Below are 24,367 nucleotides of genomic sequence, written 5' to 3'. Positions count from 1 at the left end.
CAAGGGCCGATCGCCCTCAGACTAGCACAGGGCCGGGTCCGCCGTCAGCCGCGCCGCGTCGTGCCCGGTCACCTTCGCGGTAACGATCTGCCCCTCGGGCTGATCCGTGCCAAAGGCCACTTCCGTGAACTGCTCGGTCCGTCCCATCCGGGCATTCTCGAGCAGAACCCGGTGCACCCGCCCCTGCTGTTCATCCAGATGCCGCGCCACGCGCGCCTCGCCCGCCGCCCGCAGCCGTGCCGCCCGGTCCTTGATCGCCCGCCCGTCCACCTGCGGCATCCGCGCCGCCGGCGTGCCCGGGCGCGGGCTGTAGGGAAAGACATGCAGCCAGGTCAGCCCGCACTCCTCGACCAGCCGCAGCGAGTTCTCGAACGCCGCCTCTGTCTCGGTCGGAAAGCCTGCGATGATGTCCGCGCCAAACGTCATGTCGGGGCGCAACTTGCGCGCGTCCTCGGCAAACCGGATCGCATCGTCCCGCAAATGCCGTCGCTTCATCCGCTTCAGAATCAGGTCGTCACCATGCTGAAGGCTCAGATGCAGATGCGGCATCAGGCGGCGTTCGGTGGCAATCGCCTGCATCAGGTTCTCGTCCACCTCGATCGAATCGATCGACGAAATCCGCAAGCGCGGCAGGTCCGGCACAAGCTTCAGAATCCGCATCACCAGGTCGCCCAGGCGCGGTTCCGCCGGCAGGTCCGCGCCCCAGCTTGTCAGGTCCACCCCGGTCAGCACCACCTCGTTATAACCGCGATCCACCAGCCGCTTGATCTGGTCCACCACCACGCCCGCCGGCACGCTGCGCGAATTGCCGCGACCGTAAGGAATGATGCAGAAGGTGCAGCGATGGTCACACCCGTTCTGAACCTGCACATAGGCCCGGCTCCGCGTGCCGAACCCGTCGATCAGGTGACCCGCGGTCTCGGTAACGCTCATGATGTCGTCGACCTGCACCGCCTCGGTCTCGCCGATAAAATCGGCGGCAAGGCCAGCCCAGGTGTCGCGCACCATCTTCTCGGTATTGCCAATGACGGCATCCACCTCGGCCATGGCCGAAAACGTCTCGGGCTCCGTCTGCGCCGCACAGCCCGTCACGATCAGCCGCGCCTCCGGGTTCTCTCGCCGCAGCTTGCGGATCTCCTGCCGCGCCTTGCGCACCGCCTCGGCGGTCACGGCGCAAGTGTTCACCACCACGGCGTTCTCCAGCCCCACCGCGCCGGCAAGCTCCTTCATCGCTTCCGTCTCGTAGGCGTTCAGCCGGCACCCCAGCGTGGTGAAGACCGGCGCGCTCATGACGCAGCCCTCAGGAAATCCGCCGTCAGCATGCCGTCGCAAACATGCATCGTCGGGCCTGTCATCCAGACGCCATCCTCGCGCCACTCCACCCGCAGCGTGCCTCCGTCCAGATCGACCCGCACATCCCGCCCAGTCAGCCCGCGCCGCGCCGCGGCCACCGCGACCGCGCAAGACGACGACCCCGAGGCCAACGTCAGACCCACGCCCCGCTCCCACACCCGCATCCGGATGTAATCGGGGCCGATGACACTGGCCACCTGCACGTTGGTGCGCTCGGGGAAGAGCGGGTGATGCTCGTACCGTGGACCGAATGTTTCCAACGGGATCGCCTCGGCATCCTCAACGAAGAACGTGCAGTGCGGATTGCCCATGCCCGTGGCCACCGGCCCGCCCTCTATGGGCAGTTCCAGCGTGTCCATCTCCTCGGCCAGCGGCACGCCCTGCCAGTCCAGGAACGGCGCGCCCATGTTCACCGAGGTCAGCCCATCCCCCGCATCGACGGCATGAAGATCCCCACGCGACGTGGTCAGGTGCAGGCTTTCCTTGCCCGTCTCGTCCAGCAGATACCGGGCAATGCACCGCGTCGCGTTCCCGCAGGCGGCGGCCGTCGTGCCATCGCTGTTCCAGAACTCCAGATGCGCATCGCCCGCACCCTCGCGGATCACCGCGAGCTGGTCGCATCCGATCCCGCGATGCCGGTCGCCGATGGCCCGCGCCAGCCCCGGCGTCACCTCCACGTCACGCGCACGCCCGTCCAGGACGACAAAGTCGTTTCCCAGCCCGTGCATCTTCATGAAGGGCAATCCGGTATCCTGCGCAACGCTCATGGCCGCGCATATAAAGCGCCCGCGCAGACGAATCCAGCCACAGCGGAAAATTCCGTGCAATTGGGGCTTGACCCCCCTCTCCCCTCTTTCTAGATAGGCCGCCTAGTGGGCCGTTAGCTCAGTTGGTAGAGCAACTGACTTTTAATCAGTGGGTCGCAGGTTCGAATCCTGCACGGCTCACCACTGAAATCAGATACCCAGGATGAGTCTCGGCGTCTCCGGCCCTCGCCGGCAGCACGCGTCCCGCCGTCATGGGGCGCCCAGGACAGGCCCTGTCGAACAAGCACCATAGCGGGAAGGACCTCCGGAACGTGACCCCGTCGCGGAACGGGAGCGTCGCGGCACAGCGGCCGCCTGCCCGTTCAGAGCAGGGCAACCACGAGCGAACCCCGGCCCGTCCCTATCCCGCGTCGGTGTCTTTGGCGGAACCGCGTCCGAACCTGAACAACCTGGTCACGATCACGAAGAACAGCGGCACGAAAATGACGCCCAGCACCGTGCCGGAAATCGTGCCGCCAAGAACACCCGACCCGATCGCGTTGCGCCCGCCGGACCCCGCGCCAGAGCTCAGCACAAGCGGCAGAACCCCAAGCGAGAACGCCATCGAGGTCATGATGATCGGACGAAAGCGTTGCCTTGCCGCCTCCACCACAGCGTCGATGACACGCTCCCCCGCCACGTGCCTGTCGCGCGCGAACTCCACGATCAGGATCGCGTTCTTGCCGGTCAGGCCGATCACGGTCAGCAGCCCGACCTGAAAAAAGACGCCATTGTCGAATCCGCCAAAGAAGGCCGCCGACAACGCGCCCACGACGCCGATCGGCATGGCCAGCATGACCGCGAACGGGATCGACCAGCTTTCATAGAGGGCCGCGAGCGACAGGAACACCGCCGCAAGCGATAGCGCATAGAGCAGCGGCGCCTGGTTGCCCGATTGCCGTTCCTCCAGCGACAGGCCGGTCCAGGACAGCGCGAAACCCGGTGGCAGCTCCGCGGCCAGGCGCTCCATCTCGGCCATCGCGGCGCCGGTCGACACGCCGGGGGCCGGCGCGCCCTGCAACTGCATCGACGGGATGCCGTTGAAGCGGTAGAGCCCCTGCGGTCCGTAGTTCCACGAGCCCTTCGCGAAATTAGAGAACGGCACCAGGCCGCCGCTGGCATTGCGCACCCGCCACTTGTCGATGTCGGACGGAATCGCGCGATCCGGCGCGTCGCCCTGCACGTAGACGCGCTTGATCCGGCCCTGGTCTATGAAGTCGTTCACGTAGGACCCGGCCCAGGCCACCGTCAGCAGCTGACCGACGTCGCTGGCCGTCACGCCCATTGCGCCCGCCTTGCGCCAGTCGATATCCAGGTTGAACTGCGACGCATCCTCCAGCCCGTTGGGCCGGGCCGACGCGATCAGCTCGCTCTGCGCGGCCATCCCCAAGAGCTGGTTGCGGGCCTGCAGCAATTCCTCGTGGCTCTGCCCCCCGCGCGCCTGAAGGTACACGTCAAAGCCCGACACGTTGCCAAGCTCGATCACCGAGGGCGGCACGATCGGGAACACCATCGCGTCCCTGATGCCGCTGAGCGCGCCATAGGCCCGTCCCGCCAGGGCCTGCACGCTCTGGTCGGGCGACTTGCGCTCCTCCCAGTCCTTCAGCTGCACAAAGGCGATACCCATGTTCTGGCCACTGCCGGCAAAGCTGAACCCGACGACGCCGAACATCGAATTCACCGTCTCCGTCTCCTGGGTCAGGTAATACTCCTCAACCTGCTCCAGCACATCCAGCGTCCGCTCCGCGGTGGCGCCGGTCGGTGTCTGGATCAGGGTGAAGAGGATGCCCTGGTCCTCTTCCGGCAGGAACCCGGTCGGCGTGCGCGTGAACAGGAAGGCCATCGCGACCGCCAGCGCCAGATAGACCAGCCCCACCCGGAAGGGCCGCTTGACGCTCCAGGCGACGGTGCCGCCATAACGCTTCAGCAGCGCGTCGAACCCGCGGTTGAACCAGCCGAACGCGCCCTTGGTCTTGTCGCGGTCCTTGTGCTTCAGGATCGTCGCGCACAGCGCGGGCGTCAGGGTCAGCGCCACCACCACCGACAGCGCCATCGCCGACACGATGGTGATCGCGAACTGCTTGTAGATCACCCCGGTCGAGCCGGGAAAGAACGCCATCGGCACGAACACCGCCGACAGCACCAGCGCGATCCCGATCAGCGCGCCGGTGATCTGCCCCATCGACTTGTAGGTCGCCTCGCGGGGCGGCAGACCCTCTTCCTCCATGATCCGCTCGACGTTCTCGACCACCACGATGGCGTCGTCGACCAAGAGGCCGATCGCCAGCACCATCGCCAGCATCGTCAGCGTGTTGATGGTAAACCCGGCCGCCGCCAGAACGCCGAACGTGCCCAGCAGGACCACCGGCACCGCCAGCGTCGGAATAAGCGTTGCGCGCAGGTTCTGCATGAACAGGAACATCACCAGGAAGACCAGGATGATCGCCTCGAACAGCGTCTTGATGACCTCCTCGATCGAGATCAGCACGAAGGGCGTGGTGTCATAGGGAATGACGTATTCCACGCCTTCGGGAAAGAACTCCGCGAATTCGGCCATCCGCGCCTTCACCGCCTCGGCGGTGTCCAGCGCGTTGGCCCCCGGGGCCAGGCTGACGGCAAGGCCCGCCGCCGGGTCCTGGTTGAAGCGCGCGATGGTGGCATAATTCTCGGCACCGATCTCGACACGCGCCACATCGTCCAGCAACACCAGCCCGCCATCGGTCTCGGCCCGCAGGACGATCTGCCGGAAATCCTCGGGCGAGGTCAGCAGCGACTGCGCGGTGATCGTGGCATTCAGCTGCTGGCCTTCGACCGTCGGCCGAGTGCCGAACGCCCCCGCCGAGATCTGGGCGTTCTGCGCCGACACGGCGTTCACCACGTCGGCAGGCGTCAATTCAAAGGCGGCCAGCTTGGACGGATCCAGCCAAATCCGCATCGCGTATTGCGCGCCGAACACCTGGACCGATCCGACCCCCTCGACCCGGCTCAGCTCGTCGACCAGGTTGGTGACCATATAATCCGACAGGTCCACCTGATCGAAGCTATCTCCGCGCGAGATCATCCCGATCACCATCAGGAAGCCGGCCGAGGATTTCTCGACCGTCACGCCCTGCCGCTGCACGGTTTCCGGCAGCAGGGGCGTGGCCCGCGACAGCTTGTTCTGCACCTGCACCTGCGCGATATCGGCATCCGTGCCGGTCTCGAAGGTCAGCGTGATGCTCGACTGCCCCGCCGATGTCGAGTTGGACGAGAAATACCGCAACCCGTCCAGCCCGGTCATCTGTTGTTCGATGACCTGCGTCACCGTGTTGGCCACCGTCTCGGCAGAGGCGCCGGGATAGGTCGCGTTGATCGAGACCGAAGGCGGCGCGATTTCCGGGTATTGCGCGATCGGCAGGATGCGGATCGCCAGAACCCCGACCCCCATGATCAGGATCGCGATGACCCAGGCAAAAACCGGGCGATCAATGAAAAAGCGCGCCATGGGATATGATCCTTATGGGGATGTCTTCTCGCCCGCCTCGGCAGGCTCTTCGGTTGCGTCGCCGGTTGCGTCGCCGGTCGCCTCGGCCTCGGGGGCCGGGCGTTCCTCGGGGGCCACGGTGGCACCGACGCCGGTCTTCTGGAACCCGGCGACGACCACGCGGTCGCCGTCCTGCAGGCCGCCGTTGACCACCCAGTCGGCACCGCGGTCCTGAAGGATGCTCACCTGGCGCTCCTCGACCACATTCTCGGCCGTCACAACCCATGTAAACGGGCGCCCGCGCCGGTCGCGCTGAACAGCTTCCTGCGGCACCAGCAGCACGTCCTCGGCGGTACCGACAGGCATCTCGACCTGAACGTACATCCCCGGCAAGAGCAGCCGGTCGGGGTTGTCGAACTGCAGGCGCAGCACCACCACGCCGGTCTGCGGATCCACGTTCGGCTCCGCGGCGGTGATCGTGCCGGTCTCGTCATATTCCGACCCGTCCGCCAGCGTCAGCCGCACCGTCGTATCGGCGTTGGTCAACTGGTCCTCGGTCTGTCCGCGCGTCCACCGCAGCAGGTCGGCAGCCGATTGGGTCACGTCCACGTAGACCGGGTCGATCTCCCGGATCACGGCAAGCGGCTCGGCCTGGCTGGCCGTCACCAGCGCGCCGGGGCTGGTCCGCGCCAAGCCGATCTCGCCCGAAAGGCGGGCCTTGATCGTGGTGCGTTCCAGCTCGATCTCCGCCGAGCGCAACTGCGCCTCGGCCACCTCCACCGCTGCCGCGGCGGTGTCCCGAACCGCCTTTGCCTCGTCGAAGGCCCGTTCGCTCGTCACGTTGCGCTCGCGCAGCTCCACGAGCCGTTCGGCCTCGACCTCCGCCGCGTCCAGCTGCACCCGCGCCTGCGTCACCGCCGCCTGCGCCTGTTCGACCGCGGCGGAGTAAGTGGCGGAATCGATGCGATAAAGCGCGTCGCCGGCCTCGACAAATGCGCCTTCCCGGAACAGCCGTTCCGTGATGATCCCGTTGACCTGCGGACGCACCTCCGCTTCCGCCGATGCGGCCACCCGCCCCGGAAGCGTCGAGGTCAGCGTCACCGTCTTCGCCTGCAAGGTGACAACCACGACCGGCACCGGGTCCTGTGCCTGCTGCGATAGGGCGCGTCCGGCGAACAGGCTTGACACGGTCAGGCCCAGAACGACGGTTGCGATGGCTAGGATGGAGCGGTTCATCATGCGTTTCGACCCCCGATTGCGGATGTTTACCGCGATGTCTTAACTAGGCCCGCTTCGTAAACCCTTCCGTTCAGTTTATCCATAGCAAACCGCAAATGCCTGTCACGCGACCGCACCGCATCGCAGGATGGCCCAAAGGTTTGAGCACTCCAGCCACCACCGCCACCCTCCCGCGCCGCCCCCCTCGTGATCATGACCGTCCCGGCCCTCAGCCGCCCCTGCCACAAAGCCTGGCCGCCGGAATCACGCGCCGCGCCAGCGGGCGACCGGGGCGATCTTCGCCGCGGCGGTCGCGGTCATTCCGGCGTCACCTCGGCGGCGCCCCCTCCATTGGGAAAGGTCGACCGCCAGAGAGCGATGAAATCCCGCCGCTTGTGCCGGTCGAGCCCGACCAGCAGGGACGGCGTCAATGCAATGGGCCGGAAACTCGTTTCCGCGGTCTCCGGCAGGCGCAGGTACTCGGGTCCTCCCTCCTCGGTACTCACGATCAGCTGCGCCGATCTCAGCGCCGACCGCCCGGCCTCGGACAGCAGGAAATCCAGGAACGCGCCCGCCAGGTCCGGCTCGGCGGCCAGGCGGGGGATCAACGCGGCGCGGGCCAGTACCAACGTGTAATCGTCCGGTGCCACGGCGACGATGTCCGGGTTCTGCTCGGCCCGCGCCAGGGCATAGGAGCCAAGGACGTTATAGGCGATCAGGTAGGTGCCATCGGCCACCCCGTCGATGATCTCGGCCGAACAGCAGGTGGCCACCGCCCCGCTGCGCCCGAAGGCTTCGATCAGGCTGCCGAACGTCGTGGCCTGTTGCGCATCCGCAAAGGCGAAAAGATACCCCAGCCCCGAGGCTTCGATATCGTAGGTGGCGACCCGCCCGCGAAACCGGCTGTCATCGGGCCGCAAAAGGTCGATCAGGTCGAACCGGGACCGCGGCACCTCCGCATCGTCGATCAGGCGCCTGTTATAGACGATCACCGCAAGTTCGCGGGTGATGCCGAACACCTCGTCACGCCAGTTGGCGACCTGCGGCAGACGCGCCGTCGCAGCCGACCGATGCGCCCTGGCGCATCCGTCATTGGCCAGCTTGAACTGCAGGTCGACGGCCGAACTGATCACCATGTCGGCGGCCTCGACGCCCTGCCGGCAATCCGCCACGGTCACCTGAAACAGGTCGTTCGACCCCCATTGCTCGTAATCGATACGCGTATCGCCGCGGCGGGACGCGAAAAGATCCATCACCGTCTCGAACCGGGCGATGTCGGTCGTGCCGCGCACCAACAATCGGCGCCCGGCATCGTACGGGCCATAGGATTTCACGGCTTCGGGCGCCGGCTGGGCCACCGCCGCACCGGCCAGCATCATCGCGAACATCAGGCCGATCGCCTTCATGCCTCCACCTCGCTGACTTTCGGAAGCTCCACGAAAACCTCGAAACGGTCGTCGGCGGGGCGCCGGATCTTCATCCGGCCGCGATGCGCCTGCGCCACGGCACTGACGATCGACAGCCCCAGCCCGGCACTGGTCGAGGACACGCCGGACCGTTTCGCAAAGCGCGAGCCTGCATCCGCCCACATCTCCTCGGCCATCCCGTCGCCCCGGTCGCGCACTCCAAGTCGGAACGTCGCGCCGGCATCTTGCACGAAGACGGTGATCGGCGGCTTGCCATAGGCGACGGCATTGTTGATCAGGTTCTTGCAGGCCTCCACCAACGACAAGGCGTCGCCGTCGCAGATCATCGGCTCCTCGGGCAGGTCCATCCGCACTTCGAGTGCGGCGCCTGTCAGCGTCTGATCGAACTGCGCGACGGCCTCGCTGGCCACCACCCGCAGATCCACCGACGTCAGTTCGACACTGTCCGCACGGTGAATGATCATCGCGTGGTTCAAAAGCTGGTCGGTCAACTGGCTCAGGTTGCGCGACCGATCATGGATCCTCTCGACGATACGCCTCATTTCTTCGGCATCCGGCGCCTCTCGCGCAAGCTCGGCCTGCGCCCGAAGCGCCGCGATCGGGGTCCGCAACTGGTGCGAGGCGTCGGCAATCAACGTGCGCATGATCCGCAACTGACGGTCGATCCGCCCGATAAAGCGGTTCAGGGCCGCCACCAGGCTGCCAATCTCCTGCGGCACCTCGACATCCACCGGCGTCAGGTCGCGACTGGAACGTGCCGCGACATCGCGCTCCAGCCGGCGCAACGGGCGCAGGGCAGAGTTCACCGCCAGGAAGGCAAGCCCCGAGATCACCAGGCCGACCGCCGCCACAACCACCAGCGCGTTTCGCGTGACCTGCTGCGCCAGGTCCCGGCGCGCCTCGATGGTCTGGCCGACCACGACGTCCACCGCGCCCAGGAACGACCGCTCCGAGATCAGCCGCCTGACATGCGCGTAGCGCACCGGCTCGCCGGCAAAGCTGCCGCCGAAAAACTCGTCGTCCCCGTCCGGAGGGTCCACGGCGTCATACCCCGTGATCAGCTGCCCCCGGTCATCGAACACGGCATAGACCACGCGGTCCCTCGGCGCGAGCGACAGCAGATCGAAGGCCGAGACCGGGATATCGACCATGATCTCGCCGCCACGCAGCCTCAGCGACCCGGCAATCTGGTTGGCCGCCCCGACCAGCAGCCTGTCATACGAGTTCTGCGCCGCGCTTCGGCCATAGGCATAGGCCGCCAGCGACACCGCCACGCCGCCGATGGCCAGCACCACCGCCAGCGCCACACCGAGCCGAAAGCTCAGGGACCCGGTCAGCCGCGTTCCGCTCCGCGCCCTACTCTCCATCGACCATCTGGTAGCCAAGCCCCCGCAGCGTCTTTATCGTGATCCGGCTGTCGCACAGCTTCTTGCGCAACCGCCCGACGTAAAGTTCGACGGCGTTCGGGCTGACCTCTTCGCTGTTGAAGGAATAAAGACGTTCCAGCAGCGTATCCTTCGTCACCACGCGTTCGCGGTTCGCCAGCAGGATCTCCAGCACGTTGAACTCGCGCCGGGCCAGCGAAACCGGGCTGCCCTTGACCTCCACGGTCAGGCCCGCCGGATCGAAGGTGATATCCCCGAACTCGATCCGCCCTGAGCGGTCCATGTCCTGCCGTCGGAACATCGACCGGACGCGGGCGTGCAACTCGCGCAGGTCGAAGGGCTTTATCAGGTAATCATCCGCCCCCTTGTCGAGCGCGGCGACCCGGTCCTCGATGTCCGAGCGCGCGGTCAGCATCAGCACCGGCGTCGGTTTGCCCCGATCCCGAAGGTTTGCAAGAATATCCGTGCCCAACCCGTCGGGAAGGCCGATATCAAGGATGATGACGTCGTAATCCTGCACCGCCAATACGTCCGCGGCCTCTTCGACCGACCCTGCGTGATCGACCGCATCGCCGCGATTCGCAAAGCTCGCGACAATGGCATCCGCCACGTCAGCGGTATCTTCCACCAGAAGCAGACGCATATCCGCTATTGTACCTCCCTGCCCCAGCATCCGCCAATTCTGAAAGAAATTCCAGTCGTCTGACGCCCCCCGCGCCCATGGGTCCGGCATGACAGCTTCACGACAGGTTGAGACGGTAGCAAGGAGGGCATCGAGAAAATAACAGCATGAATGGAGGAGATAATGCTGACACTAAATATGACCCGGCGCATGGCGCTGGCGGCGGCGGCCGCCTTTGCATTCACCGGACCGACCCTCGCCGACGACACCCAGGTGCTTGACAGCGTGCACTTCCTGATCCCCGGCGGCGCCGGTGGCGGATGGGACAGCACGGCACGCGGCACGGGCGAGGCCCTGACGAAGTCCGGCCTGGTCGGCACCGCGTCCTACGAAAACCTGTCAGGCGGCGGCGGCGGCAAGGCGCTCAACTACCTGATCGAGAATGCCGAGAGCAACCACGACACGCTGATGGTCAACTCGACCCCGATCATCATCCGGTCGCTCACCGGCGTCTTCCCGCAAAGCTTCCGCGACCTGACGCTGGTCGCGGGCACCATCGGCGACTACGCGGCCCTCGTGGTCCACGCCGACAGCGACATCGACACCATGGAAGACCTGGTCACCAGGTTCGCGGACGACCCCAACGCCACCGCCATCGGCGGCGGGTCCGTACCGGGCAGCATGGATCACCTGGTGGCCGCGATGACGATGGAAGCGGCCGGCCAAGACCCGCTTCAGATGAAGTACATTCCCTACGACGCGGGCGGCAAGGCCATGGCGGCGCTGCTCTCGGGCGAAATCGCGGCCCTGTCGACCGGCTTCTCCGAGGCCGTGGCGCTGGCAGAGGCCGGCGAGGTCAAGATCATCGGCGTGACCTCGGACGAACGCGTTCCGGCCTATGACAGCGCTCCCACGATGAAGGAACAGGGCATCGACACCACCTTCGTCAACTGGCGCGGTTTCTTCGGCGCCCCGGGGCTGCCCGAGGAAAAGCTGGCGCAATACCAGGAAGCCCTTTCCAGGATGTACGACACCGAGGAATGGGAAACCGTGCGCGCGCGCAACGGCTGGGTCAACATCCACAACTCGGGTGACGACTTCCAGACCTTCCTGGAAAACCAGGAAAAGCAGATCGGTGACCTGATGAAAAAGCTGGGCTTCCTCTAATCTCGACGGGTCTGCGCGAGGGGACCGTCCCCTCGCGCGTCTCCGGGCCAATGGCGCCCGGAACGCGGAAAAACCGCAAGGTCCCCCGTCCGCACGGATCCGACCTGCGCCGCCCGCGACACCTCGACCCTCGACACCCCGTCTTTCGCAGTGCCGGACGTGTCCCGGGCAACCGCCCATGACGGCGGTCCCGGATCCGGGCCTTCCGGCAGCAACACCAACCAACCCAAGGAGACATGACATGGCCCTCGATCGCTGGATCGCCTTCGTCATCCTGTGCGTAGCATCGGTCTATGCCTATGCCGCGTTTTTCACCATGGACGACCTCCTGCCGCCCTTCATGCAGCGCAATCCCATCTGGCCGTCGACCTTTCCCAAGGTCCTGTCGGTCCTGGCAATCTTCACCTCACTGGTGATCGTGCTGGGGTTCGAAGCGCCGCCCGAAAGGTCCGCCAAGCCCGAGATCGATTACCGGCGCCTCGGCGATTACCACATCTTCCAGGCACTGACATTGCTGGGCCTGATGGTGGCCTACGCGATCTTCCTGCGGCCCGCCGGGTTCCTGCTGTCGACGGTCGGCTTCCTGTCGATTGGCGGCATCGTGCTGGGCGAACGCAAGCTCCACATCCTGATCCCCGTCGCGGTCTTTGCCACCGGCATCGTCTGGTACCTCGTCGACCGGGTTCTGGGGATTTTCCTCAGCCCGCTGCCCTATTTCATGTAAGGAGGCTGACCGATGCTCGAAGGACTTCTTATCGGCCTGCAAACGGCCCTTTCGATCCAGAACCTGCTGATGGTCATCGCAGGCTGTCTGATCGGCACATTCATCGGCATGTTGCCCGGCCTGGGCCCGATGTCGATCATCGCCATCATGATCCCGGTCGCCATTTCCATGGGCGACCCCTCGGCCGCGCTGATCCTGCTGGCCGGCGTCTATTACGGCGCGATCTTCGGCGGCTCGACCTCGTCGATCCTGCTCAACGCGCCGGGGGTCGCAGGCACCGTGGCCAGCAGTTTCGACGGTTATCCGATGGCGCGCCAGGGCAAGGCGGGCAAGGCGCTGACCATCGCCGCGATCTCCAGCTTTGCCGGCGGCACGATCGGGGCGATCCTGCTGATGATCTTCGCCCCCGCGCTGTCGTCCGTGGCGCTGCTGTTCCACTCGGCAGAGTATTTCGCGCTGATGGTCGTGGGCCTGTCGGCCATCGCCGCCTTTGCCGGCACGGGCCAGGTGGCCAAGGCGGTGTTGATGACTCTGGTCGGCCTGATCATGGCAACCGTGGGCGAAGGGGCGCTCTTCAACATGCCGCGCTTCACCATGGGGCTGATGGACTTGCAGTCGGGCTTCGGCTTCATCACGCTGGCCATGGCCATGTTCGCCCTGCCCGAGGCGCTGTTTCTCGTGCTCAAGAAAAAGGACATGGGCGGCGACGGCGGCGGCAAGATCGAAAACCTGCGCATCTCCCGCAAGGAAGGGCGCGCCATCGCGCCCGTCATCGGGCGCCAGTCGCTGCAGGGCTTCTTCATCGGCGTGCTTCCCGGTGCCGGCGCCACCATCGCCAGCTTCCTGGGCTACGCGGTCGAGCGCAACCTCGCCACCAAGGAGGAACAGTACGAGTTCGGCAGGGGATCGGTCAAAGGCCTCGCCGCACCGGAAACGGCCAACAACGCGGCCTGCACCGGGTCTTTCGTGCCGCTGCTGACGCTGGGCATTCCGGGGTCCGGCACCACGGCGATCCTGCTGGGCGCGCTGATCGCGCTCAACGTCACGCCCGGCCCGCGCCTGATGGTGGACGAGCCACAGGTGTTCTGGGCGGTAATCATGTCGATGTTCATCGGCAACCTGGTGCTGCTGGTTCTGAACCTGCCGCTGATCCCCTACATCGCCAAGGTGCTGAGCATTCCGCGCAACTACCTGATCCCGTTCATCTTGTTCTTCACCCTGATGGGGGCCTATATCGGCCAGAACAACGCGACCGAGTTGCTGATCCTCGTAGGTTTCGGCATCTGCGCCACGGCGCTGAAATTCGCCGACTATCCGCTGGCGCCGCTGCTGATCGGGTTCATCCTCGGCCGGATGATGGAGGACAACTTCGCCCGCTCGATGCAGCTCTACGACGGCATGGGATTCATCATCGAACGCCCGATGACGCTGGCGCTCCTGGTGCTCGCCGCGCTCCTGGTGATCCTCCCCAGCTACCGCGCGCGGCGCGCGGCGGCCCGCGCCAAGGGCGTGGCCGAAGGCGACTGACAAACGGTCAGGGCGATGATTTTCATCGCCCTGCCGCATCCCGAAGCATTGCCCGTTGCCGGTTCCGGCCTCCGCCGGTGCCGGCCGACGCGCGTTAGATGTTCATGCTGTGCTTGTCGTACCAGAAGTCTTCGAGGTTGCGCGCATGGCGACCGCTTGCGCGCTCCGCGCTTTCATGCGCCTGCGCCAGGGCATCCACCGCGCTCTGGCCGGACTTCCACACCAGGCGGACCTGCTCCCCGGCCGACACGAACGCGTTGATCGGCGAACCGTCGTTGGAATACAGGTCCATGCTGCGCATGATCAGGTTCACCTGATCCGCCAGCGTATCCGGCTTCAGTTGCGATCCGCACTCCAGAACGCACAGGTACGTGCCGTTCCCGGCATAGGATATCAGCGCTCCGAACTCTTCCAGCGCGATCGAGATCGCCTCGGCCACATCGGTCACGATGCACTCGTATTCGTACCGCGTGGATGTCCGGTGCAGCTCTTCGATGTTGCGGATGGTGAACCCGATGATGGAGGAGCCAAACAGCTTTTTCCTCGACATCAGCGACACGTAGTTCTCCATCGCGAGATACGTGATGCACCCGTCCACGTCCTGGACGAAAATCGGTTCGTGCAGGGCCAGCGTGGTCGACTCCTCCGGGATAGCCTCGTTCCTGGGCTTGGCGCTGATGACGGCCTGCCGGCTGGTCTTGGACATGTCGCCGATCAGCTGGATGCGGCCGCGCAGGTTGTCGATATCGAACGGCTTGGTGATATAGTCGCTGGCGCCTGCCGCGAAGGCCCGGTCGATATACGACTTGTCGGTCATCGCGGTCAGCATCAGGATCGGCGTCAGCTGATACTCGGGCTTCGACCGCAGGGTCTGGCACAGCGCCACCCCGTCGGTATCCGGCATCTGGATGTCGACCAGGAAACAATCTATCGCCGGGGTCTCCGGATTGTCCAACAGCTCCAGCGCCTCTGCGGCAGAGGTCGCGGTGATCACGGTGTGATCCCCTAGCGTCTGGATGATCAGCTGAAGCAGCTCCAGGATTGTCGGTTCGTCGTCTACAGCAAGTAGATGCATTTTCATCGCTCCCAACAGGCCAAGCGGTTTCGGGTCCTGTTGCTTTCGGTTGCGCGTATTACCACTTGACAGTCAGTAAGCGGATGAAAATCGGCTAAATTAAGACAACTTTAAGGTGTTTTTGCTCCCCCAGGACCGCCGCGGCTGGCCGGGGCGCGATATCCAGCGGGCTGTACGACGCCGTGCGGGCGGTCGCAGGCCGTGAAGGGGCAGCATTGATGTTGTCATGCGTGGCAATGCCAAGGAAATGCGCAACCAGGTCCAGATCGACTGAACCATCAAAATTTAGCGAAACCAGCATGACATCTCCACGATTCTCGCACCTCAGCGCGTCATGGCAGGGGGTTTCGCCGACGAATCGGGTTGTTTTTTGTCAGAACCGGGACATTTCTCCTGCAAGCCCGGCGTCTCCGCCATATACCTGCCACACTCGGCCGTTGGCGCATCGGACTAGGGCTAAAACGCCGGCCGCCGTTGCGCCAGCGTGACGCCATGGGCGCGAAGGTCCGCGCCGGGGCGATGCCCAACGGGCCGTAAAATACACCTATAGGATGATGATCGTCGGAAAGCGCCGCAAAGCAGCGACCGACCGTGCCACGCGCGTTGACCCTGTCCGCCAACAGCGACCGGCTGATGTGGCTGATCTGCCTCAGGATTAACCTGAAATGGAAACAATATGAACTAATTCAACCCGCTGTTGCGCTTATGGGTTGCAATATCGCGCTGACATATTAACAATTTACTAATGTAATTATTGGTTTGCGATTGTTTCCGCAAAAAGCTTGGAGGCCGTGCGCTCACCCTCTCAAGCATATTCGGAAGGACAGGTCAGTTGTGAACTATGGTGAAGTCAAGCGTCCCGACCCTGGATCGAATGCCGACTGGAGCGCTTACGCAGCGGCCTACGACCTGCTGTCAAAGCACAACCCAGAGTATAAGGCCCTGATGCGGGATTTCGAGGACTTCCTGTCCGGAATCGAGACGCCAGGGATCATCTACGACGTGGGGGGAGGAACCGGAAACTATACCGATATTGCGGCGCGCCTCTGCCCCGGCAGCCGCATCTGCCTGGTGGAACCCGATCCCGGCATGATGCAGGCCGCCCGGGCGAAACTGGCCGCCCGCAAGAACGTCACCTACCAGAATGTCGGCCTGGAAAGCGCCGAGGCGCCGGAAAAGGCCGATCTCGTCATCAGCGTGCATTCGCTCTATGCCATGCCGGACCCGCGGCAACGGCTGGTCGACATCCGCCGGATGCTGCGTCCGGGCGGGTTGCTCTTTCTCGTCGATCTCGGCCGTCCGATGGATGTGCAGGACTGGCGCCGGTACCTGTTCACCACGCTCAAGAAGGAACACGGGCTCATTCGGACGCTGGAAATATTCTGGCAGGCCCGGCAGATCGCCAAGCAGAACCAGGCGATCTTCAAGGCCCAGATGAACGGCACCTACTGGACGCACACCCCGGCAGAGATTGCGTCGGCCGTCACGGCCGCAGGCTTCGAGATCCTCGACCAACGATCCGTCTATCGCGACTACAGCGACCTTCTGGTGTGCCGCGCCGCGCCCTGAAAACCGCAGCATTTAAGGAAAGCCCATGTACGAGCAAGTCATCGAGGCGCTCAAGCCGGCGCGTTACTCCGTTCTCACGGACGACGACGATCTCGAAGAGCTCTATCGCCTGAGATACACGTGTTACCGCGCCGAAAACACCGTGTCCGCAAGGGCGGACAAGAGGATGTCGGACGCGTTCGACGAAACCGAGAACTGCGTGCATGTCGCGGTCAGGATCGACGGCACGATGCTGGCGGCGGTCCGGCTTCACCTGCTGTCGAAACTGTGCTGGAAATCACCGACCCTCGAGGTCTTTCCGGAACTTCTGGACGAGCTCAAGCAGGAAAGAACCATCCTCGACCCGACCCGCTTCGTGATCTCGTCATCGGCACGCCGGCAACGCATCCCGCTGAACTTCCTGACGTTGCGGATTCCGTTTCTCGCGTCGATCTTCTACGACGTCGACCTGGCCCTGGCCCCGGTGCGCGCCGAACACACGGCGTTCTACCGTCGCTACCTGGGCTACGAACCCGCGCTCGAGCCGCGCAGCTATCCCGGCCTGGCCAAGCCGATACAGCTCCTGACGGCCAATTTCAAAGAGCAGCGGGAAAAGGTCCTGGCCCGCACGCCGGTCTTCGGCCCGATCGAGGATATTCCGCACGCGAACATCCAGTTCCCGTCGCTCTCCGGCGTCTACGCGGCGTCCAAATCGGGCAGCTCCGAGGCAGCATGACCTGACCTTTCGCCGCCCCGGCGAACCGCAGGCTGCGCAGGCCCCGGGGCCTGGCCCGCGTTCTTTTTAACGTGTGAACTGCATTAAAAGAAAACGCGTCCGATCCGGTCTGCCTTGGATTGTTCGACGAAATACCGCTTTCTGCCCGATTAAGGGCAGAATTTAAACAAATAGGGCCTGTAGGTCGAAACAATCCGTGTTGCGACAGAGGCAATCATGCGAACGCTACTAAGGACTTGGTCCTCGCCGACAGACTGGTTCTCCTCGCAAGGCCGCGAACAGCGGATGAAGGACTATTTGACCCTGGCCAACGAGCTGATCTGGCAGAGGCAGACCAGCTTCTTCACGGCGGCCTTCCTAGCCGCGTTCTATTTCGATCCGGTCTCGATCTTCGCGTGCTACGGCATCGTCGTCCTGACCGAGATCCTCGACCAGATCCTCGGCGCACGTGCCAAGACCTGGGATGGCAAGGACCCGGTTCTCGGTCGGAAACTCCTGACAGCCATCGCCATCAACACCACCGTCAGCGCCCTGGCGATCAGCGTCTTCATAGCCAACATCGCCGTCCAGCAAACCACGGGGGGCCAGTTCACCTCGCTGTTCTTCCTATTCTCGGCGTCACTCTTCGCGGCGATGCACAACAGCCAGATGTTCGGCATCCTGATCCTGCGCCTGTCGATCTATGGCATCACGTTTCTCTTCATCGCGTTCCTAGACGTCGTGCGGTACGCGCCGCCGATCACATCCCCGATCTGGCTCCAGTTCTTCACGATCATGTTCGTGCTGTTTTTCATCGCCGACATCTCCGCGAAATTCTATCGCGGCTACCAGGAACGCCTGAAACAGATGAAACTGATGGAGGAAGAGCACGACCGCACCAAGGCGGCGCTGGAGGTGAAATCCCAGTTCCTCTCCACGGTCAGCCACGAATTGCGCACACCGCTCACCTCGATCATCGGCTCGCTCGAACTGGTGAACAACGGCGTTCTGGGAGACATTCCCCAGAACTTCAAACCCGTCATCGAGATAGCCACCAAGAACAGCCGCCGGCTGGCCAACCTGATCGACGATCTGCTCGACCTGCAAAAGATCGAAGCCGGCGAAATCCGCTTCAACCTGCAGCCGATCTGCGCGAACGACCTCGCCCGCGAGGCCGTCGACTCCATCTCGGGCTATGCCAGCATGCTCGGGATCAGCCTCGAGATGCAAAGCTGCAAGGGCGAATGCTACATCATGGGCGACCAGAAACGGCTGATCCAGGTGATGAACAATCTTCTGTCCAATGCCCTGAAGTTCTCCAAGGAGAATGGCGCCGTAAAGGTGCGTGTCGAAAACGTCGCAAGCCGCGTCCGCATCTCGGTCGAGGACAAGGGCACCGGCATCCCCGAAAACGCCGAGGAGCGCGTATTCGGCAAGTTCAGCCAGATCGACTCCTCCGACGTGCGCAAGGTCGGCGGCACCGGCCTCGGCCTCAACATCACCAAGCAGATCGTCGAACACCACGACGCGCGCATCGGATATGTCAGCGCCCTTGGCGTCGGATCGACGTTTTACGTGGACTTCGACCGGCTTGAAGACGCGGACGACACCGACGGGATCTCCGGCAACGTCTCCGAAGTCGCCTAGACTTTTCCCGCTTCGGCAGGCTCAAGCGCCGTCCTGCGGGTCCGGCGTCGTCCAAGGTTGCCGCCTGACCTCGTTCGGCCAGGGGCCGGCAAGGGACACCCCCCATAAGAAAAGGCGCAGAGCAACCTCCGCGCCTTCCTTCAGTCTCATGCATTGGCGCGTGCGCCTCAGAAATCCACTTCGATGGCGCGGCCTTGCTCCACGGCCAGATCCACGACACTCGCCGCCACGGCCAGGTCCTGCAAGCCCACGCCGGTGCCGTCGAACAGCGTGATCTCGTCATCGCTCGTCCGCCCCGGATGGGTGCCGTTGATCACCGCGCCGATCTGGTGCACGTCGCCTTCGGTGATCAGGCCCTCGCCCACCGCGTGCTGCGCCTCGCCGATGCTGATCGACTGCGCCACCTCGTCGGTGAACACCGTCGCCTTTTGCAACAGCGCCGCCTCGACCTCCTGCTTGCCCTTGGTGTCCGTACCCATGCAGGCCACGTGACAGCCCGCGGCCACATGATCGGCCATCAGCGTCGCGTCAAAAGACGAGGTGATCGAGATGATCACGTCCGCCTCCGTCATGCCCTCCAACTCGACCGCCTCGAAGGCCACGCCGGCCTCTTTCGCGACCTTCTCGATATTGGGCAGCATCTCGGGGTGATAGTTCCAGCCGATCACCTTCTCGAACTCCCGCTGCTCCAGCGCCGCGCGCAGCTGGAACGTTGCCTGATGGCCCGCGCCAACCATGCCGATCACCTTGGCGTCCTTGCGCGCCAGGTGCTTGATCGACACCGAAGAGGCCGCGGCGGTGCGCAGCGCCGTCAACAGGTTGCCGCCCACCATCGCCTTGGCCTTGCCGGTATCGGGATCGAACAGGAACACCGTCGACTGGTGGTTGATGATGTCCCGCTTCTCCAGGTTGTTGGGCCAGTAGCCCCCGGCCTTCAGCCCCAGCGTCAAGCCCGCCTTGTCGAACCCGCCCTTGAAGCCGTAAAGCGCATCCTCGTGCCCAATCGCCTCGCGGACAACAGGAAAGTTATACGCATCACCCGCCGCCATCGCGGCAAACACCTTCTCGACGGCCTCGAACGCCGCCTCCCGCGTCATAAGGTCTGCAATCTCGCGCTCGGGAACAATGATCATGTTTGGGGGCCTTTCAAAAAAGCGGGGTCAGCGAAATGCCAACCCCGACAGTCCACAGGAAGAATGGGTTCAGTATGCGTGGCCGCGGGCCGACACCGGCCAGACGGTCTCCACCTTGCCGCCGCGCACGCCGACATACCAGTCATGCACGTTGGCGGTGGGGTCGCAGTGGCCCGGCACCAGCTTCAGCTTGTCGTTGACCTTCAGCGCGCCGCCGGGGTCCTTCACCACGCCATGCTCGTCCGAGCACTTGATGTATTCCACGTCGTCCCGACCAAAGATCACCGGCAGACCACTGTCGACCGACTGCGCCTTCAGGCCCGCGTCGACGATCGCCTTGTCCGCCTTGGCGTGGGACATGACCGAGGTCAGGATGAAGAACGCGTTCTCCCACTCGCCCTGGTCGATCCGCTTGCCGTCCTTGTCCAGGATGCGGCCGTAATCGGCGTCCATGAACGCATACGACCCGCATTGCAGCTCGTTATACACGCCCGAATTGGACTCGAAGTAATACGACCCGGTGCCGCCACCGCCGACGATGTCGCAGTCCAGCCCTTCGGCCTTCAGCGTGTCGACCGCGTCCTTCACCATCGCCACGGCGATGTCGATCTTTTCCTTGCGGTCGTTGTAATCGTCCATGTGCTGCATCGCGCCCTGGTAGGCCTGGATGCCGGTGAATTTCAGCCCCGGCGCCGCGTCGATCGCCTTGGCAATCTCCACCACTTCTGGCGTCGTGGTCACACCGCAGCGGCCCGCGCCACAGTCGATCTCGACCAAGCACTCGATCTCGGTGCCATGCTTCTGCGCCGCCGCCGACAGGTCGGCCACATTGGCCAAATCATCGACGCAGCAGATCGTCCGCGCGCCCAGCTTGGGCAGCTTGGCCAGCCGTTCGATCTTGGCCGGGTCACGCACCTGGTTCGACACCAGAATGTCCTTGATGCCGCCACGGGCGAACACCTCGGCCTCGGATACTTTCTGACAGCAGACGCCGCACGCGCCGCCCAGTTGCTCCTGCAGCTTCTGCACGTCCACGGACTTGTGCATCTTGCCGTGGGTGCGGTGGCGCATCCCGTGTTCCTTGGCATAATCGCCCATCTTCTTGATGTTGCGCTCCAGCGCGTCGAGGTCCAGCACCAGGCAGGGCGTCTGAATCTCGGATTCGTCCATGCCCGGCTTGGCCGGAATGTCGAAGCCCACTTCGAAATCGTCGAGATTGCTCATGTCTTTCATCGGATCTCTCCCTATCCATGAATGTCTTTGTCACGCAGGGCCACGCCGCCCTGCCGGCTCATATCGTCTACGTAAGTTTCCTATCGGAAACCGCAACCGGGTGCAAAGGGATCACGAAGTCATCCACGGCAGCTTGTCGAGGTCCACGTTCCCGCCGGTCACGATCACACCCACGCGCTTGCCCTTGAAGGCGTCCTTGTTCTTCAGGATCACCGCCAGCGGCACGGCACAGCTGGGCTCCATCACGATCCGCAGGTATTTCCACGTGATCTTCATCGCGTCGACGATCTCTTCCTCGCTCGCGGTATACATCTCGCTCACGTGGTTCGACACGAAATGCCAGGTCAGGTCCTTCAGCGGCACTTTCAGCCCGTCCGCGATGGTATCCGGCGCGTCATCGGCGATGATATGCCCCGCCTTGAAGCTGCGATAAGCGTCGTCCGCCTGCTCCGGCTCGGCCGCGATGATCTTCACCTCGGGGGCCAGGTTCGACAGCGTCAGGCAGGTGCCCGAAACCATGCCGCCGCCCCCAATGGGCGCGACCATCATCTCGAGGCCATCGACCTGCTCCATGAACTCTTTCGAACAGGTCCCTTGCCCGGCGATCACGCGCGGGTCGTTGTAGGGATGCACGAACTCCCCGCCGGTCTTTTCCTGCACCTCGGCGAACACCGCCTCGCGGCTGCTGGTGGACGGCTCGCATTCCGTGATCGTCCCGCCATAGCGCCGCACCGCATCCTTCTTGGCTTGCGGCGCCGTGTGCGGCATCACCACGTTGCACGGGATGCCCCGCCGCCCCGCCGCATAGCTCAGGCACAGCGCGTGGTTGCCGGACGAATGCGTCGCCACGCCCTTTTCCGCCTGCTCGTCGCTCAGGCCGAACACGGCGTTCGATCCGCCACGGACCTTGAACGCCCCCGGCTCCTGAAAGTTCTCGCACTTGAAGAACAGCTCCGCCCCGGTCAGTTCGTTCAGATAGGCCGACTGCAACACCGGCGTCCGGTTGATATGCGGCTTGATCCGCTCGTGCGCGTCCAGCATGTCCTGGTATGTGGGGATATACATCTCCGCTCCGTCTTTCATCACGCGGCATCCTTCTTTGCCAAGGCCGGGCGCTTGCGCCACACGTCCTGTGCCGCGGCCACGCCCGAACCCAGTTCTATGTCGAGGCCCAGGTCGACCATGCACATCTCGGCCACGCCAAGGCCCGAGATCATCATCGCGTCGGTCAGGCTGCCAAGGTGGCCGATCCGGAACACCTTGCCGGCCACCTCACCCAGCCCCACGCCGAACGCCATGCCATAGACATCGGCGGCATGAGTCACGATGTCGGTCGCGTTGAACCCATCGGGCGTTGAGATAGCACTTACCGTATCCGAGTAAACCTCGGGCGTCTTGGCACACAGCGGCAATCCCCACGCCTGCGCCGCCGCCCTGACACCGTCGGCGATCCGGGTATGACGGGCAAAGACCGCCTCCAGCCCCTCGTCCAGCAGCATGTCGCAGGACACTTTCAACCCATTCATCAGCCCGGCGGCGGGGGTGTAGGGATAGGCGCTGTTGGCATAGCCCTTCAGCATGTCGTGCACGTCAAAGAACGTACGGTGCAGTCCGGCGCTCTTCGTCGCCTCCATCGCCTTTTCGCTGAACCCCACGATGGCCAGCCCCACGGGCAGCATGAACCCTTTCTGCGAGCCGGTCACGGCCACGTCCACGCCCCACTCGTCCATGCGGAAATCCATCGACCCGATCGAGCTGACGCCGTCGACGAACAGCATCGCGGGGTGCCCGGCGGCGTCCATCGCCTTGCGGATCGCCTCGATGTCCGACTTCACGCCGGTCGCCGTCTCGTTATGCGTGGCCAGCACCGCCTTGATCTCGCGGCCCTTGTCGGCCTCCAGGATCTCGCCATAGCGCGCGGCGGAAATGCCCTCGCCCCAAGGCGTCTCGTCAATGATCAGGTCCAGCCCGTGCCGTTCGCACATGTCGATCCAGCGATGGCTGAACATGCCGTTGCGCGCCACCAGAACCTTGTCGCCCGGCGACAGCGTGTTGGTCAGCGCCGTTTCCCAGCCGCCCGTGCCGGTCGACGGAAAGATGAACACTTCCGCATTCTTCGACTTCAGGACCTTTTGAACGCCTGCGCGCGCGGGATGCAGGATGTCCCCGAACAGCGCCGAGCGGTGGTCGATCGTCGGCATGTCGCACGCCTTGCGCAGGTTTTCGGGAATGTTGGTCGGGCCGGGAATGAACACCGGATTCTGAAAACTCATGGATCTCTCCTCCAAAACTCACCCCTTGTGTACAGATCCGGTGCTCGCTTGAAAATTTTTTTGAAATCGTTTTTCATTTTTCGACAGGCTGATTTTATTTAGACTTGTCAGACTCTTATATTTTTCATAACGTGAAGTAATATTTCAAAAATGTTTGAGGCACGCGATGGCCACCCCGAATCCCTCCTCCCGACGCGCCCGTGGCCGCCCCCGCGGCTGGGACGACAAGACCGACCAGAACACCATCAAATCCCTCGACCGCGCTATGGAGGTGCTCGATTACGTCAGCCAACACCAGGGCAAGGCGCTCTCGGAACTCGCCACCGAGATGGACCAGTCGCCGGCCACCCTCTACCGTGTGCTCGTCACGCTGGAGACGCGCGGGCTGGTGGAATTCGACCCCGAGGAACAGGCCTGGCATATCGGCCCGCAGGCCTTCATCATCGGTGCCCGCTTCCTGCGCCGCACCACGCTGGTCGAACGCGCCCGCCCCGTGCTGCGCCGCCTGATGGAAGTGACCGGCGAAACCGCCAACCTCGGTATCGAGACATCCGGCCAGGTCCTTTTCGTCAGCCAGGTCGAGACCCATGCCAGCATCCGCGCTTTCTTCCCCCCCGGCACGCTCTCGCAGATGCACGCCTCGGGCATCGGCAAGGCGCTGATGGCCGAAATGGACGATGCCCGTCTGACCCGCCTGCTGACCAATCAGCCCCTCACCGCCTATACCGAACATTCCATCACCGACGCGAACGACCTGCGCACCGAACTCGCCCTCACCCGGTCACGCGGCTATGCCATCGACGGCGAGGAAAAAAACATCGGGATGCGCTGCATCGCCGCCCCGGTCTTCGACTTCAACAACGAGCCCGTCGCCGGCATCTCCGTCTCCGGCCCCACCAGCCGCGTCGGCACCGGCGACATCGACCGGCTCAGCGCCGCCGTGATGCAGGCCGCGACCGACCTCACCACGGCCATCGGCGGCGTCGCCCGCCACGATCCCGGCACCTGACGCTTCCCTTTCCGCAGCGGCTTGACTACGCCTTCCCTCACA

20 protein-coding genes and 1 tRNA gene are annotated in these 24,367 nt (G+C 64.2%); 8 read left to right on the top strand and 13 right to left on the bottom strand.

Annotated elements, in window-relative coordinates; translation table 11 throughout:
- Positions 1-21: 21 nt before the first annotated feature.
- Both mtaB and dapF read right to left on the bottom strand, forming a co-directional pair.
- Positions 22-1,290 carry a tRNA (N(6)-L-threonylcarbamoyladenosine(37)-C(2))-methylthiotransferase MtaB gene (gene mtaB / locus FIU89_RS00920; RefSeq protein ID WP_152490865.1) on the bottom strand — a complete coding sequence of 423 codons (1,269 nt, stop codon included), beginning with the start codon at positions 1,288-1,290 and terminating at the stop codon, positions 22-24.
- Entirely contained in the window at positions 1,287-2,120 is an 834-nt protein-coding gene (gene dapF / locus FIU89_RS00915; RefSeq protein WP_152490864.1) for a diaminopimelate epimerase, read from the bottom strand. Before dapF ends, mtaB begins: the two co-directional genes overlap by 4 nt.
- Positions 2,121-2,227: 107 nt before the next feature.
- On the opposite strand from dapF, the gene FIU89_RS00910 reads away from it, so the two are divergent.
- Positions 2,228-2,303: transfer RNA gene (locus FIU89_RS00910), tRNA-Lys, on the top strand.
- A 217-nt stretch (positions 2,304-2,520) separates the two neighbouring features.
- On the opposite strand, the gene FIU89_RS00905 is transcribed toward FIU89_RS00910, so the two are convergent.
- The 5 genes from FIU89_RS00905 to FIU89_RS00885 form a co-directional block, all read right to left on the bottom strand.
- Positions 2,521-5,643: an efflux RND transporter permease subunit gene (locus tag FIU89_RS00905; protein ID WP_152490863.1), complete on the bottom strand. Its 3,123-nt coding sequence runs from the start codon at positions 5,641-5,643 to the stop codon at positions 2,521-2,523.
- Positions 5,644-5,655: 12 nt separating this feature from the next.
- Positions 5,656-6,861: an efflux RND transporter periplasmic adaptor subunit gene (locus FIU89_RS00900; protein WP_254701760.1), complete on the bottom strand. Its 1,206-nt coding sequence runs from the start codon at positions 6,859-6,861 to the stop codon at positions 5,656-5,658.
- A gap of 296 nt (positions 6,862-7,157) precedes the next feature.
- Positions 7,158-8,246, bottom strand: a complete 1,089-nt coding sequence (locus tag FIU89_RS00895; protein ID WP_254701759.1) for an ABC transporter substrate-binding protein — start codon at positions 8,244-8,246, stop codon at positions 7,158-7,160.
- The gene (locus tag FIU89_RS00890; RefSeq protein ID WP_152490862.1) at positions 8,243-9,634 is read right to left on the bottom strand and encodes a sensor histidine kinase; all 1,392 of its coding nucleotides are present in this window, start codon (positions 9,632-9,634) and stop codon (positions 8,243-8,245) included. The genes FIU89_RS00895 and FIU89_RS00890 overlap by 4 nt, the downstream gene beginning before the upstream one ends.
- A complete protein-coding gene (locus FIU89_RS00885; protein ID WP_254701758.1) occupies positions 9,624-10,295 on the bottom strand; it encodes a response regulator transcription factor in 672 nt (223 codons plus the stop codon). The genes FIU89_RS00890 and FIU89_RS00885 overlap by 11 nt, the downstream gene beginning before the upstream one ends.
- A 162-nt stretch (positions 10,296-10,457) precedes the next feature.
- Here FIU89_RS00885 and FIU89_RS00880 point away from each other — a divergent pair, with 162 nt between their 5' ends.
- From FIU89_RS00880 to FIU89_RS00870, 3 genes are all read left to right on the top strand, one after another.
- Positions 10,458-11,441 carry a tripartite tricarboxylate transporter substrate binding protein gene (locus tag FIU89_RS00880; protein WP_152490861.1) on the top strand — a complete coding sequence of 328 codons (984 nt, stop codon included), beginning with the start codon at positions 10,458-10,460 and terminating at the stop codon, positions 11,439-11,441.
- Positions 11,442-11,682: 241 nt separating this feature from the next.
- Complete coding sequence (locus tag FIU89_RS00875; RefSeq protein ID WP_152490860.1) at positions 11,683-12,165, top strand: tripartite tricarboxylate transporter TctB family protein; 483 nt, start codon at positions 11,683-11,685, stop codon at positions 12,163-12,165.
- A 12-nt stretch (positions 12,166-12,177) separates the two neighbouring features.
- Positions 12,178-13,692 (top strand): tripartite tricarboxylate transporter permease, encoded by a 1,515-nt coding sequence (locus FIU89_RS00870; RefSeq protein ID WP_152490859.1) that lies wholly within the window; start codon positions 12,178-12,180, stop codon positions 13,690-13,692.
- Positions 13,693-13,786: 94 nt separating this feature from the next.
- Here FIU89_RS00870 and FIU89_RS00865 read toward each other — a convergent pair whose 3' ends face one another.
- The gene (locus tag FIU89_RS00865; RefSeq protein ID WP_172977981.1) at positions 13,787-14,767 is read right to left on the bottom strand and encodes a PleD family two-component system response regulator; all 981 of its coding nucleotides are present in this window, start codon (positions 14,765-14,767) and stop codon (positions 13,787-13,789) included.
- A gap of 94 nt (positions 14,768-14,861) precedes the next feature.
- The gene (locus FIU89_RS00860) at positions 14,862-15,068 is read right to left on the bottom strand and encodes a hypothetical protein (protein WP_152490857.1); all 207 of its coding nucleotides are present in this window, start codon (positions 15,066-15,068) and stop codon (positions 14,862-14,864) included.
- Positions 15,069-15,601: 533 nt separating this feature from the next.
- Here FIU89_RS00860 and FIU89_RS00855 point away from each other — a divergent pair.
- From FIU89_RS00855 to FIU89_RS00845, 3 genes are all read left to right on the top strand, one after another.
- Complete coding sequence (locus tag FIU89_RS00855) at positions 15,602-16,336, top strand: class I SAM-dependent methyltransferase (protein WP_254701757.1); 735 nt, start codon at positions 15,602-15,604, stop codon at positions 16,334-16,336.
- A 25-nt stretch (positions 16,337-16,361) separates the two neighbouring features.
- Positions 16,362-17,051, top strand: a complete 690-nt coding sequence (locus FIU89_RS00850) for an acyl-homoserine-lactone synthase (protein ID WP_152490856.1) — start codon at positions 16,362-16,364, stop codon at positions 17,049-17,051.
- A 285-nt stretch (positions 17,052-17,336) separates the two neighbouring features.
- Positions 17,337-18,677: a cell wall metabolism sensor histidine kinase WalK gene (locus FIU89_RS00845; protein ID WP_254701756.1), complete on the top strand. Its 1,341-nt coding sequence runs from the start codon at positions 17,337-17,339 to the stop codon at positions 18,675-18,677.
- A 167-nt stretch (positions 18,678-18,844) separates the two neighbouring features.
- Here the strand turns inward: FIU89_RS00845 and bhcD are convergent, their stop codons facing one another.
- The 4 genes from bhcD to bhcA form a co-directional block, all read right to left on the bottom strand.
- Complete coding sequence (gene bhcD / locus FIU89_RS00840) at positions 18,845-19,810, bottom strand: iminosuccinate reductase BhcD (RefSeq protein ID WP_152490854.1); 966 nt, start codon at positions 19,808-19,810, stop codon at positions 18,845-18,847.
- Between the two features lie 69 nt (positions 19,811-19,879).
- A complete protein-coding gene (bhcC, locus tag FIU89_RS00835; protein ID WP_152490853.1) occupies positions 19,880-21,043 on the bottom strand; it encodes a 3-hydroxy-D-aspartate aldolase BhcC in 1,164 nt (387 codons plus the stop codon).
- 111 nt (positions 21,044-21,154) lie between these two features.
- Positions 21,155-22,126 (bottom strand): beta-hydroxyaspartate dehydratase BhcB, encoded by a 972-nt coding sequence (gene bhcB / locus FIU89_RS00830; protein ID WP_152490852.1) that lies wholly within the window; start codon positions 22,124-22,126, stop codon positions 21,155-21,157.
- A complete protein-coding gene (gene bhcA / locus FIU89_RS00825; RefSeq protein WP_152490851.1) occupies positions 22,126-23,316 on the bottom strand; it encodes an L-aspartate--glyoxylate aminotransferase BhcA in 1,191 nt (396 codons plus the stop codon). Before bhcA ends, bhcB begins: the two co-directional genes overlap by 1 nt.
- A gap of 166 nt (positions 23,317-23,482) precedes the next feature.
- On the opposite strand from bhcA, the gene bhcR reads away from it, so the two are divergent.
- Entirely contained in the window at positions 23,483-24,325 is an 843-nt protein-coding gene (gene bhcR, locus FIU89_RS00820; RefSeq protein WP_152490850.1) for an HTH-type transcriptional regulator BhcR, read from the top strand.
- Positions 24,326-24,367: the final 42 nt, after the last annotated feature.

The organism is Roseovarius sp. THAF27, assembly GCF_009363655.1.
Taxonomy (GTDB): Bacteria; Pseudomonadota; Alphaproteobacteria; order Rhodobacterales; family Rhodobacteraceae; genus Roseovarius.
This window is presented reverse-complemented; position numbering and strand designations above follow the sequence as displayed.

Bases quoted from the DNA above. Each gene is read 5' to 3' on its own strand.
- mtaB (WP_152490865.1), bottom strand. From the start codon at position 1,290: ATGAGCGCGCCGGTCTTCACCACGCTGGGGTGCCGGCTGAACGCCTAC.
- dapF (WP_152490864.1), bottom strand. From the start codon at position 2,120: ATGAGCGTTGCGCAGGATACCGGATTGCCCTTCATGAAGATGCACGGG.
- FIU89_RS00905 (WP_152490863.1), bottom strand. From the start codon at position 5,643: ATGGCGCGCTTTTTCATTGATCGCCCGGTTTTTGCCTGGGTCATCGCG.
- FIU89_RS00900 (WP_254701760.1), bottom strand. From the start codon at position 6,861: ATGATGAACCGCTCCATCCTAGCCATCGCAACCGTCGTTCTGGGCCTG.
- FIU89_RS00895 (WP_254701759.1), bottom strand. From the start codon at position 8,246: ATGAAGGCGATCGGCCTGATGTTCGCGATGATGCTGGCCGGTGCGGCG.
- FIU89_RS00890 (WP_152490862.1), bottom strand. From the start codon at position 9,634: ATGGAGAGTAGGGCGCGGAGCGGAACGCGGCTGACCGGGTCCCTGAGC.
- FIU89_RS00885 (WP_254701758.1), bottom strand. From the start codon at position 10,295: ATGCGTCTGCTTCTGGTGGAAGATACCGCTGACGTGGCGGATGCCATT.
- FIU89_RS00880 (WP_152490861.1), top strand. From the start codon at position 10,458: ATGCTGACACTAAATATGACCCGGCGCATGGCGCTGGCGGCGGCGGCC.
- FIU89_RS00875 (WP_152490860.1), top strand. From the start codon at position 11,683: ATGGCCCTCGATCGCTGGATCGCCTTCGTCATCCTGTGCGTAGCATCG.
- FIU89_RS00870 (WP_152490859.1), top strand. From the start codon at position 12,178: ATGCTCGAAGGACTTCTTATCGGCCTGCAAACGGCCCTTTCGATCCAG.
- FIU89_RS00865 (WP_172977981.1), bottom strand. From the start codon at position 14,767: ATGCATCTACTTGCTGTAGACGACGAACCGACAATCCTGGAGCTGCTT.
- FIU89_RS00860 (WP_152490857.1), bottom strand. From the start codon at position 15,068: ATGCTGGTTTCGCTAAATTTTGATGGTTCAGTCGATCTGGACCTGGTT.
- FIU89_RS00850 (WP_152490856.1), top strand. From the start codon at position 16,362: ATGTACGAGCAAGTCATCGAGGCGCTCAAGCCGGCGCGTTACTCCGTT.
- FIU89_RS00845 (WP_254701756.1), top strand. From the start codon at position 17,337: ATGAAGGACTATTTGACCCTGGCCAACGAGCTGATCTGGCAGAGGCAG.
- bhcD (WP_152490854.1), bottom strand. From the start codon at position 19,810: ATGATCATTGTTCCCGAGCGCGAGATTGCAGACCTTATGACGCGGGAG.
- bhcC (WP_152490853.1), bottom strand. From the start codon at position 21,043: ATGAAAGACATGAGCAATCTCGACGATTTCGAAGTGGGCTTCGACATT.
- bhcB (WP_152490852.1), bottom strand. From the start codon at position 22,126: ATGAAAGACGGAGCGGAGATGTATATCCCCACATACCAGGACATGCTG.
- bhcA (WP_152490851.1), bottom strand. From the start codon at position 23,316: ATGAGTTTTCAGAATCCGGTGTTCATTCCCGGCCCGACCAACATTCCC.
- bhcR (WP_152490850.1), top strand. From the start codon at position 23,483: ATGGCCACCCCGAATCCCTCCTCCCGACGCGCCCGTGGCCGCCCCCGC.